The following is a 3,316-nucleotide window of genomic DNA, read 5'->3' as shown; positions in this document are numbered from 1 at the left end:
CTTGTACTATACAATTTTAAGACGGTAACTATGTTTAATAAGAATACACTGGCATATTTTCGTTTCCTACCTGTTCAGCTGCTTGTGGGGTTATTACTGTGCACTTGGATTCCTTATCTTTTTGTTGAATCGAATTACCTGACTCAAGGCTTTACTAAAGCCAGCACTTTTAATCTCCTTACTAGTGCTACCCTTACTGTATTGACTATACTGACCTTGAATTTTATACGTCAGTTCCCAGGTATTAATTCAAGCACATATATACTGCCAGTATTTCTTTTTTGGTTTGCATTGGTTTTTGCACCCGCTGAATTGACCAACTATCCTTTTTCTCTCATCTATTACTGTTTCAGTGGCATTTGCTTATTAAGCTACCTTCTTATTATTAATATAATCAACCGTCATTATACCGTTCAGACCCTCGCCTATATTCCAGTAGGTAGAGCGAAGAATATGCCAGAGCAAGTGCCTTCAGCGGAGTGGTTAAAGCTAGATGCTATCAATCTAGATCAGGCTGTCAGTGGTATCGTCACGGATCTTCATAGTTATGACTTGACTGATGACTGGCAGGAGTTTATTGCTAATAAAACTTTACAAGGCATTCCCGTTTATCATCATCGTCATATTCGTGAGTCACTGACCGGAAGAGTCAGAATCAATCACATGTATGAGAATGAATTGGGCTCCCTACTGCCTTGTGAAAATTACATGCTGCTAAAATATTGTTTAGATTTTTTAATTATTCTATTGTTACTACCCTTCACTCTCATCATTTTTTTATTCACTGCAATAGCAATTAAACTTGAAGATAATGGTAAGGTTTTTTATACCCAATTACGAGTTGGTCATCGCGGGAAAACCATAAAAGTTTATAAATTCCGTAGTATGCACGAAAAATCTAAAGAAATTTTAACCGTTGATAACGATGACCGAATTACCAAGGTTGGTCAGTTTATTCGTAAGACTAGAATTGATGAGCTTCCTCAATTTCTTAATGTTATTAAAGGTGAGATGAGCTTAATAGGTCCTAGGGCCGAGTTTGTTGATTTTGCTCTCAAGCTCGAACAACAAGTTCCTTTTTTTAATTATCGTCATATTGTAAAGCCCGGAATATCTGGTTGGGCACAGGTCAATCAGGGGTATGCAACTGGCGCAGCAGAGACCCAATTAAAAATTGAATATGACTTTTACTATATCAAGCACATATCATTTACATTGGACTTGCTGATTTTCTTTCGAACCATTCATACCACATTTACAGGCTTTGGTTCGCGTTAAAACCATTACCTATAAGACACTCTTAACTTTCACTGACATTTTGAGTGGATAATTTTTCTCAGCAGAAGTTTTGCATACTTTAAAATAGCTTTCATCTAAACGAGATAAAAGAATCTAGGCATAAAAAAACCGAATGCTACTTTAATCGTAACATTCGGCTTTTTTATTTGTATTGTCTATACCGTTAGAAAGAAGTACGGCGATATTTACGATACTTAGGTAACCAGAAGTTCGCTTTTAAACGACGTTCTAAATTTTCTGCCGTTACCGGTAATGCCAATTTATCTTCAATCGCCTGTAGAGCAACTGCATAGGCTATTTTTTCACTGATCTCTCTAATGAATTTAATAGACGGTAATATGGCACCGGGTGCTTTTTCATATTCTACTGAGATATCTGCAAGTGCTTGGCTTGCCGCCGTCAGCATATTATCACTGATACCCGTCGCACGTGCTGCTAAAACCCCTAAGCCAATACCTGGGAATATATAGCTGTTATTACATTGGGAAACCTCAAAAGACTGACCTTCAAAGGTGGTATTAGGGAAAGGACTGCCCGTTGCAACAATGGCTTTACCTCTACTCCAGTTAGTCACTTCTTGCGGTGTTGCTTCAACACGAGAAGTTGGGTTCGATAGCGGCAATACAATTGGATGTTCAGTATTAGCACATAACGCTTCGATGACCTCTTGTGTAAACAGACCTTTTTGCCCGCTTACGCCAAACAATACGGTTATTTTTGCTTGTTTAACCACTTGCGCTAAGCCAAGTTTTTGACTCTTATCCCAGTGTTCAATATCTGATTCTTTTTGCACTAACGGTGCTTGGAATTTCTGTAGCTCTGTCATGCTATCGGTTAACAGACCATAACGGTCAACCATAAATACTTGTTTGCGTGCCTGCTCTTCCGTTAAGCCTTCACGCTGCATTTGGCGAATAATATGCTCAGCGATACCGCAACCAGCCGATCCTGCACCTAAGAAAGCAATATTTTGTTGACTAAGTTTTTGACCTTTATTTAAACACGCTGCAATCAATGTACCGACTGAAACAGCAGCTGTCCCTTGAATATCATCATTAAAGCAACATAGCTGATCACGATATTTATTCAATAATGGGGTCGCGTTTTCCTGTGCGAAATCTTCAAATTGCAATAACACCTCTGGCCAACGACGTTTAACTGCTTGAATAAATAAGTCGACAAATTCATTATACTCATCGCCAGAAATTCGTGGATTTCTCCAACCCATATACATAGGGTCATCAAGCAACTGCTGATTATTGGTACCGACATCTAACAAAATAGGTAAGCAATAAGCAGGGCTAATACCACCACAAGCGGTATATAAGGCCAATTTACCAATGGGAATACCCATGCCGCCAATCCCTTGATCACCTAAGCCTAAGATACGTTCACCATCGGTGACAACGATCACTTTTACGTTTTGTTTGGTGGCGTTTTGCAGCATGTCATCAATTTTATGGCGCTCAGGATAAGAGATAAATAAACCACGTTTACGGCGATAAATTTGTGAGAATTTTTCACAAGCTTGCCCAACCGTTGGGGTATATATGAGCGGCATTACTTCCTCAATATGCTGCTCAATCAAATGGTGAAACAATGTCTCATTGGTGTCTTGTATATTACGCAAATAAATATGCTTATCCATATCACTGGTAAATGAGCGTAGTTGAAGATAAGCACGTGATGACTGCTCTTCAATCGTCTCAATGTTATGAGGTAGCAAACCGGTTAAATTAAAGCTATCGCGCTCCTCTGATGAAAAAGCGCTACCCTTATTTAATAAAGGGGTTTCTAATAGTGCAGGACCAGCAAAAGGGATATATAACGGACGTTGGTTTGGCATGATAAAATCTTCTTATTAAAAGTATAGGGTGGTACAAAGTTAATGGGTTAAATATTTTTGCCGATTCATTAAATAAACGCCGCTCTCAACTTATTTTCATAAGTCACTGATTTTAAATATACTATAAATCAGTGACTTTCTTGAAACTAAATCTAGGCTAGTAAAATCAAG

General features: G+C 38.4%; 2 protein-coding genes. One reads left to right on the top strand and one right to left on the bottom strand.

Annotation, left to right across the window (positions count from 1 at the left end):
• Window positions 1-1,278 (top strand): sugar transferase (locus VLN09_RS02385; protein ID WP_325243614.1); only part of this gene is annotated, 1,278 nt, incomplete at its 5' end.
• Window positions 1,279-1,462: 184 nt separating this feature from the next.
• On the opposite strand, the gene VLN09_RS02380 is transcribed toward VLN09_RS02385, so the two are convergent.
• Window positions 1,463-3,145, bottom strand: a complete 1,683-nt coding sequence (locus tag VLN09_RS02380; protein ID WP_325243613.1) for an NAD-dependent malic enzyme — start codon at window positions 3,143-3,145, stop codon at window positions 1,463-1,465.
• Window positions 3,146-3,316 lie beyond the last annotated feature (171 nt).

It is taken from the genome of Psychrobacter sp. (assembly GCF_035469765.1).
In the GTDB taxonomy this organism is placed as follows: Bacteria; Pseudomonadota; Gammaproteobacteria; order Pseudomonadales; family Moraxellaceae; genus Psychrobacter.
The sequence above is the reverse complement of the archived record's forward strand: the minus strand, read 5'-3'. Positions and strand labels throughout refer to the sequence as shown.

Coding starts and splice junctions, on each gene's coding strand:
- VLN09_RS02380 (WP_325243613.1), bottom strand. CDS start 3,145: ATGCCAAACCAACGTCCGTTATATATCCCTTTTGCTGGTCCTGCACTA.